This window comes from Streptomyces sp. S6 (genome assembly GCF_054880855.1).
On sequence record NZ_JBTYMC010000315.1, the window covers coordinates 1 to 7,379 of the forward strand.

A 7,379-nucleotide genomic window follows, 5' to 3' on the forward strand; every position below is an offset into this window, starting at 1 on the left:
CGCGGCCCTGCGCGCGGCGGACGGCCGGGACGGCCCGACGTCCCTGGTCGCCATGGTGGGACGAGCGCTGGGCGTACCGGAGGGGGTGCTGCCGCCGAGCGGCTGGGAGAACACCCCGGACGGAGCGTCGCCGACGGCGGACCGAGAGAGAGGACCCCTCCGGGAGGGCGCACCGCCGACCGAGGCGGAGAGGGGCCTGCCTGGGCGGGAAGGGGAGCCGACGGAGAACACTCCGTGGCGGGCTTCGCCGACGGGCAGGGAGGACACGGCAGCACAGGGCGCCGACGTCCCGCCGGGCACCGAGCGGGCCGCCGTTCCGCCGGGCCCGGAGCCGGTCGAGGCCCGCCGGGACGCGCTTCCGGCAGGAAGGCGACCTACCGAAGCCCGACAAGCCCCGGCGTTGTCGGACGACCCCGTCCTGTCGGACGACGCGGCCTCGTCGGTTCGCCCCGCCTCGTCGGACGGCCATACTCCGTCGCTTCGCCCTGCCCCGGCGCTGTCGGACGCCCCTGCCTTGTCGGACGACGCGGCCCCGTCGGTTCGCCCCGCCTCGTCGGCCGGGCCGGATTCCGCCCCGTCGGACGGCCAGACCCCGTTGATCCGCCCCGCCCCGTCAGACGCCCCGGTGCCCGAGTCGTCCCCGTCGGCCCCCACCCCCCGCCCGGACGACACCACCGACCACCCCGCCGAGACCCCCCCACCCCGCTGGAGTCTCTCCCAGCGCGCCGCCTACCGCGCCCACCTCCTCCCCGCCGTGATGGAACGCCGCCCCACCGACCTGGCCGCGCACGCCCCCCTGGTCACCAGGGCGGCCGACGAGGGGGACGAAGTGGCCCGGCAGATCCTCAAGGAGGCGGCGGCAGCGCTGGTCGAGACGGTGACCGCGTTGGCCCCGGCCCGGGGGGAGGCCCTGGTCGTCACCGGCGGCCTCCTCGCCCCCGACGGCCCCCTCCTCACCCCGCTCACCGACCTCCTCGCCCCCCTCGGCCTCACGATCTCCCCGGTCACGGACGGCTCGGCCGGCGCGGTGGCGCTGGCGCGTCTCGCGACGGGCGACTGATCGGCGGACGACGGGACCGTACCCGGCAGATCCCGAACCCGAGGCGAACCACCCCGCACCGAACCACCCGAACCTCGACCCATCCACTCCGCGCACACCAGCCCCCACCAACCCCGCACCCGCCACCTCCTCACCTCACCTCTCCTCCACCCCTCTCCACCCCTCCCCTCCCGAAGGACCCCCATGCCCACCCCCCTCTACCAAGACCCCACCGCCCCCACCCCCTCCCGAGTCGCCGACCTCCTCTCCCGCATGACCCTGAGGGAGAAGGTCGGTCAGCTCAACCAGCGGATGTACGGCTGGAACGCCTACCGGCGCACCCCGGACGGGGAGTTCGTCCTCACGGAGGCGTTGGACGAGGAGACGACCCGGTGGGAAGGGCTGGGCGCGCTGTACGGGCTGATGCGGGCGGACGCCTGGTCGGGGGTCGAGCTCGGCGCCGGCCCGGACGCGGCGACGAGCGCGGACCTGGCGGACAGGGTGCAGCGGCACGTCCTGGAGAAGAGCCGGCTCGGGATTCCCGCGCTGTTCGTCGAAGAGGTCCCGCACGGACTCATGGCCCTGGACGGCACGGTCCTCCCCGTGAACCTGGGCGTGGGCGCGACCTGGGACCCGGAACTGTACGAGCGTGCGGCGGCGCACGCGGCGGCCGAACTCCGGGCCAGGGGAGGGCACATGGCGCTCGTCTCGGCGCTGGACATCGCCCGGGACCCCCGCTGGGGCCGGACGGAGGAATGCTTCGGCGAGGACCCCCACCTCGCCGCCCGCCTCACCGAGGCCCTCGTCCACGGCATGCAGGGCGCACCGGGAGACAGGTTCGCGGCGGACAAGGCCCCCGTCGTCCTCAAACACTTCGCGGGACAGGGTGCCACCGTCGGCGGACGCAACTCCGCCGAGACCGAACTGGGCCCGAGGGAACTCCACGAGATCCACCTCCCGGCGGCGCGGGCGGGCGTCCGCGCGGGCGCCGCCGCCGTCATGTCCGCCTACAACGAGGTCGACGGCCTCCTCTGCTCGGGCAACAGGGCACTTCTGACGGGCCTGTTGAGAGAGAGCTGGGGGTTCGACGGCCTCGTCATGGCGGACGGCCTGGCCGTGGACCGCCTGGCCCGTATCACCGGCGACAAGCTCACCGCAGGCGCGCTCGCTCTCAACGCCGGTGTGGACCTGAGCCTTTGGGACGAGGGGTTCACCCACCTGGAAGAGGCGGTGGAGCGGGGACTCGTCGCCGAGGCCGCGCTCGACACCGCCGTCGCGAGGGTTCTGCGCCTCAAGTTCCGCCTCGGCCTCTTCGAGAACCCCTTCACGCCGCGCACCCCTCTCCCCGACGGCCGGGAGATCAGCACCGAGTTGGCCCGCGCCTCGATCACCCTCCTCCACAACGACGGCACCCTCCCCGTCCCGCCCGGCACCCGCCGCATCGCCCTCCTCGGCCCCCACGCCGCCACCACGACCCACCAACTCGGCGACTACACAGCCCCTCAGCGCGACGGTGCCACCGTCCTCGACGCTCTCCGCCGCCTGGCCCCCGCACTGGACGTCCGGCACGCGAAGGGCTGCGCCCTCACCGGCGACGACCGCACCGGCATCCCCGAGGCCGTCGCCGCTGCCGCCGCCTCCGACCTCGCCGTCCTCGTGCTGGGCGGCAGCAGCGCCCGCACCCCCGACACGGAGTTCGACGCGAACGGCGCCGCCCTGTCCCCGCGTGACGACATGACCTGTGGCGAGGGCGCCGACCTCGCGGACCTCCGGCTCGGCCCCGCCCAGCGAGCCCTGCTGGACGCGGTCACCGCGACCGGCACCCCCACGGCGGTCGTCCTGATCCAGGGCCGCCCGCATGCGGTGACCGAACGCGCCGGGGCCCTGCTCACCGCCTGGTACCCGGGCCCGTGGGGCGGCGACGCGATCGCCGAGATCCTCCTCGGGCACGCCGGACCACGCGGCCGGCTCCCGCTCTCCGTCCCCCGCTCGGCGGCCCAACTCCCCGTCTATTACAACCACAAGGAGACGGAGTACGGCGGCTACGTCGACATGGACGCCGAGCCGCTGTACTCGTTCGGGCACGGGCTGGCGTACACGACGTTCGCGTTCGGGGCCTCGCGTCTCGACGGCGAGACCGTCCACACGGACGTCACCAACACCGGTACCAGGCACGGCCGTTGTGTCGTCCAGGTCTACATCCGCCCGCTGTGCACGCCGGTCTGGCCGCGCACGCTCGAACTCCGGGCGTTCCAGGGCGTGGAGCTGGCCCCCGGTGAGACGCGTACCGTCTCGACGCACCTCGGCGCCGACCAACTGAAGCTGGTCGGCGCCGACTTGGAGGCGTTCGTGCCGCAGGAGACCGAGATCAGGGTCGCGGCTTCCGCACGGGAGGCGCTGAGCGTCGTCCCCCTGATCGTGAGAATCAGAGCTTGACGGCTCCCGACGACACGCCCTTGTAGAACCAGCGCTGGGTGATGACGAACAGCACCAGCACCGGGATCACCGAGATCACGGAACCCGCCATCACCAGGCGCTGGTCGTACCCGAACGAGGACGACTGGAGGCGCGAGAGGCCGAGGGTGAGGGTGAAGTGGTCCTCGGTGCGCAGCACGATCAGCGGCCACAGGAAGTCGTCCCAGGCGCTGATGAACGTGTTGATGGTGACGACGAGGAGCGCGCCGTACGCCGACGGCAGGTACAGGTGCCGGAACCGCTTCCACTCGCCCGCGCCGTCCAGCATCGCCGCGTCCTCGATCTCCCGGGGAACCGCGAGGAACGCGGCGCGCATGATGAGGACGTTGATGGCGGCGACGAAGCCGGGCAGCCACACGCCGACCAGGTTGTCGATGAGCCCGAGGTCGCGGACGCTCAGGAACAGCGACACCATGATGGACTCGAAGGGGAACATCATGGACGCCATGAGCAGGATCCACACCAGCTTCCGGCCCTTCCAGGCCGGCTTGGAGAGCATGTAGCCGGCGAGGGTGGAGAACAGGAGCTGGCTGCCGACCGACAGGATCACGATGACGACGCTGTTGCGGATGTACGTCCACACCGGCACCTGGTCGAAGACCTGCTTGTAGGCGTTCAGCGTCGGATGGCGGGGGATCAGGGAGGCGCCCGCGCCGAAGACGTCCTCGCCCGCGCCCTTCAGCGAGGACAGGAGCTGCCAGACGAGGGGGCCGATGGTGATGCCGAGGACGAACAGCAACAGCAGGTAGCGGACGATCAGTTCGCGCGGCCGGCCGTAGTCGCGCCAGCGCGGCATGAGGCGTCTGGGTTTCTGCGCGGCCGTCGTCATGACTCGTCCTCCTTCGTGAGGCGCTGCGAGAGGAGCGTGAGGCCCAGGGTGAGGACGAAGAGGGCGACGCTGACGGCCGAGCCGTAGCCGGCGTTGCCGGTGAGCGGGTCGAGGGCGACGTCGCGGATGTAGAAGGGGAGTGTGCGGTCGGCGCCGCCGGGGCCGCCGGTCGAGCCGCCCAGCATGTAGATCTCGGTGAACACCCGCAGCGAGCCGATGCCGGTGAGGGTGCCGACCAGCATCATCGAGGTGCGTACGCCGGGCACGGTGACGTTCCAGAAGCGGCGGATCGCGCCCGCGCCGTCCACCGAGGCGGCCTCGTGGAGTTCCTTCGGGACGTTCCCGAGGGCCGCCAGGTAGAAGATCATGTACCAGCCGAGGCCCTTCCAGACGGTCAGGCCCATCGCGGACAGCAGGATCAGCCACGAGTCGGAGAGGAAGGGGATCGCCGACCTGATCAAGTGGGCTTTCTCCAGCCAGGTGTTGACCAGGCCCTGGTCCGACAGCAGCCACTGCCAGCTCAGGCCCACGACCACGCTGGAGGCGAGGACGGGGGTGTAGAAGGCGGAGCGGAAGAAGCCGATGCCCGGCAGGTTCTTCTCCACCAGCACCGCGAGCATCAGCGGCAGCAGCACCATGAGGGGGACGACGATCACCGCGTACAGCAGGCTGTTGCGGGTGGCGAGCCAGAAGTCCGGGTCGTCCAGCAGCCGCGTGTAGTTGTCCAGGCCCACGAACTGCGCGGCCCCGCCGAGGGGTTTGGCGTTCGTGAAGGACAGCAGCAGCGTGTTGAGGAACGGGTAGACGCCGAACACGGTGACGCCGACGATCGCCGGGGACATCCACAGCCACGGCAGCCACCAGCGGCGGTACAGGGCGGCGCCGCCCGCCTCGTCGGTCGGGCCCGGCGTGATCCGGCGCAGCAACCGCCGTACGCCGGAGGGGGGTTCGGTGGCCGGACGGCCCGGTGCCGCGACGGGCACCGGGGTCAGGGTCTTGGACGCCATGCTCAACCGCCCTGCGCGATCAGCTCGTTCATCTTCTTCTGCGCGTCGTTCAGGGCGTCCTGGGCGCTCTTCTTGCCCTGCATCGCGAGCTGCACCTGAGCCGTCGCCGCGTTCAGCTCGCCCGGCGTCAGGGCGACCTCGTCGGCCGTCGCCGTCTTGCGGTCGCTCGCGACGATCTTGCGAGCCTGCGCGAAGGGGTCGTCACCGGTGACGTTCTGGAAGAACGGGTCGTCCAGGGAGGCGGTCGTCGAGGGGAAGATGACGACGTTCGGGTCCTTCGCCCAGGCCAGCTGGTTCTGCGCGTCGGTCAGGAACTGGGCGAACGCGAGGGCGGTGGCGGCGTGCTTGCTGGTGGCGGCGACGCCGATGTACTGCGGGGCGCCGACCGTGTGGCCGAGGCCGTCCAGCATGTAGCGGGCCACGCCGGTCTTCTTGTAGACCGTCGGGTTGTTCTGCTCGATGAACCGCAGGAAGTTCGGGTTCGACGAGCCGTACACCAGCTTGCCCTGGCCGTAGACCGTGGACGGGTCCTGGTTCGAGGAGAGGGAGTCGCGGGGCATCGCGCCCGCCTTGTAGAGCTTGGTCATGCCCTCGACCCACTGGACGGTCTTCGGGTCGTCGGCGAACGTGAACTTCTTGCCGTCGGCCGAGAGGACCTTGACGCCCATCTGCTGCCAGTCGGTGGGGATGCGGAGCTGGGGGTTGGCGAGGAAGGCGTAGTAGTCGCCGTCCGACGCCTTCGCGACCTTCTCCGCGTCCGCGAACATCCCGAGGATGGTGGTCGGAGGCTTGGCCGGGTCGAGGCCGGCCTTCTTCAGCAGGTCGGTGTTGAAGGTCTGCACGATGCCGCCCGAGTACCAGGGCAGGACGCTGTGCACCTTCTGGCCGGCCGCGTCGGTGTACGTGCTGGAGTCCCACAGGCCCGGCACGAACGGCTTCCCGGCGTCCGGGGCCTTCTGGTCCAGGTTCAGCAGGTAGCCGGTCCTCGTCAGCGCCTCGGAGGTGTTGACGTTGATGTTCACGACGTCCGGGAGGGTGCACGCCTGCGCGTCCGAGACCAGGCGCTGGGTGAACGTCGCGTCGCCCGGGTCGTCGATCCACTTGACCTTGGCGCCGGGGTGGGCCTTCTCGAAGGCCGCGATCACGCCGTCGAAGTACTTCGAGAAGTCTTTCTTGAGGTTCGTCGTCTGGAAGGTGATCTCACCCTTCACGTCACCGGTGAGCTTCCCGGAGCCGACGTTCGCCTTGTCGACGCTACAGCCGCCCGCCTTGGCGCCGCTGTCGTCCGAGCCGCCGCCGGAGAGGCCGCAGCCCGCCGCGGTCAGGGCCAGGACGACGACGCCCGCCATGGTTCCGGTCACTGTTCTCGCGCGCATGCCTGGGCCTTCCTGCTGGTTCAAATCACCAAGTTGGACTCCGATTGATGAAAAGGTGGACCAGAATTCATCGGAGGTCAATGGTTTGCCGTGTTGCGTTTCGGTTCCGTGCGTCACCTGAGCGTCCGCTGTGCGGCGCGCGAGGGCACATCAGTGCCGGTGTTCGTGGTCCGGGTGCGCGGGGTCGCCGGGATGCTCGTGGCCGTGCGTGTACTCCACACCGGCCCGCTCCCGGTCCAGCCAGTCGAAGAACGCCTGCCGGCCCCGCGCCCGCCGCAGCTCGCCCTCGATGGCGTCCCGCACGCGCGCGTACGGCACGAGATCCCGCGCCTGCGCACCCCGGAACGGATCGACGCCCCGCCCGAGCGCCTCCGGCGTCAGGAACCGGTCCGGATTGCGCTCGTAGTACCCCCGCACGGCCGACTCCGCGACCCGCTGATCCCCCTCCAGAGCCGCGAGCAGCGCCCGCGCGGCGGCCGAGTGCGCGAGCGCCACGGCGACGATGCTCCCGAGATCCGCGACATCCGTCCCGGACACCCCGAGGACATCTACGCCTCCCGCTTCCACCTCGACTACGTCGCCGAAGCCCTCGGCATCCGCTCCTACTTCGGGGCACCCCTCAAGGACCCGGCGACCGGAACCACCTTCGCCAC

General features: G+C 71.2%; 5 protein-coding genes and 1 pseudogene. 2 read left to right on the forward strand and 4 right to left on the reverse strand.

Translation table 11 applies throughout. From position 1 onward, the window contains the following. The first annotated feature begins 52 nt into the window (after positions 1 to 52). Complete coding sequence (locus tag ACVNF4_RS29570; RefSeq protein ID WP_461805953.1) at positions 53 to 1,060, forward strand: hypothetical protein; 1,008 nt, start codon at positions 53 to 55, stop codon at positions 1,058 to 1,060. 183 nt (positions 1,061 to 1,243) lie between these two features. Further along, on the forward strand, positions 1,244 to 3,475 hold the full coding sequence (locus ACVNF4_RS29575) for a glycoside hydrolase family 3 N-terminal domain-containing protein (protein WP_461805949.1): 2,232 nt from the start codon (positions 1,244 to 1,246) through the stop codon (positions 3,473 to 3,475). Here ACVNF4_RS29575 and ACVNF4_RS29580 read toward each other — a convergent pair. From ACVNF4_RS29580 to ACVNF4_RS29595, 4 genes and pseudogenes are all read right to left on the reverse strand, one after another. Beyond that, a complete protein-coding gene (locus tag ACVNF4_RS29580; RefSeq protein ID WP_461805950.1) occupies positions 3,465 to 4,343 on the reverse strand; it encodes a carbohydrate ABC transporter permease in 879 nt (292 codons plus the stop codon). The two genes, ACVNF4_RS29575 and ACVNF4_RS29580, sit on opposite strands and share 11 nt — an antisense overlap. After that, entirely contained in the window at positions 4,340 to 5,350 is a 1,011-nt protein-coding gene (locus ACVNF4_RS29585; RefSeq protein ID WP_461805951.1) for a carbohydrate ABC transporter permease, read from the reverse strand. The genes ACVNF4_RS29580 and ACVNF4_RS29585 overlap by 4 nt, the downstream gene beginning before the upstream one ends. A gap of 2 nt (positions 5,351 to 5,352) precedes the next feature. After that, on the reverse strand, positions 5,353 to 6,726 hold the full coding sequence (locus ACVNF4_RS29590; RefSeq protein ID WP_461805952.1) for an extracellular solute-binding protein: 1,374 nt from the start codon (positions 6,724 to 6,726) through the stop codon (positions 5,353 to 5,355). Positions 6,727 to 6,876: 150 nt separating this feature from the next. Then, positions 6,877 to 7,272, reverse strand: a pseudogene (locus tag ACVNF4_RS29595) (peptidylprolyl isomerase); the annotation flags it as partial. Positions 7,273 to 7,379 lie beyond the last annotated feature (107 nt).

Bases quoted from the DNA above. Each gene is read 5' to 3' on its own strand.
- ACVNF4_RS29580 (WP_461805950.1), bottom strand. From the start codon at position 4,343: ATGACGACGGCCGCGCAGAAACCCAGACGCCTCATGCCGCGCTGGCGC.
- ACVNF4_RS29585 (WP_461805951.1), bottom strand. From the start codon at position 5,350: ATGGCGTCCAAGACCCTGACCCCGGTGCCCGTCGCGGCACCGGGCCGT.
- ACVNF4_RS29590 (WP_461805952.1), bottom strand. From the start codon at position 6,726: ATGCGCGCGAGAACAGTGACCGGAACCATGGCGGGCGTCGTCGTCCTG.
- ACVNF4_RS29575 (WP_461805949.1), top strand. From the start codon at position 1,244: ATGCCCACCCCCCTCTACCAAGACCCCACCGCCCCCACCCCCTCCCGA.
- ACVNF4_RS29570 (WP_461805953.1), top strand. From the start codon at position 53: ATGGTGGGACGAGCGCTGGGCGTACCGGAGGGGGTGCTGCCGCCGAGC.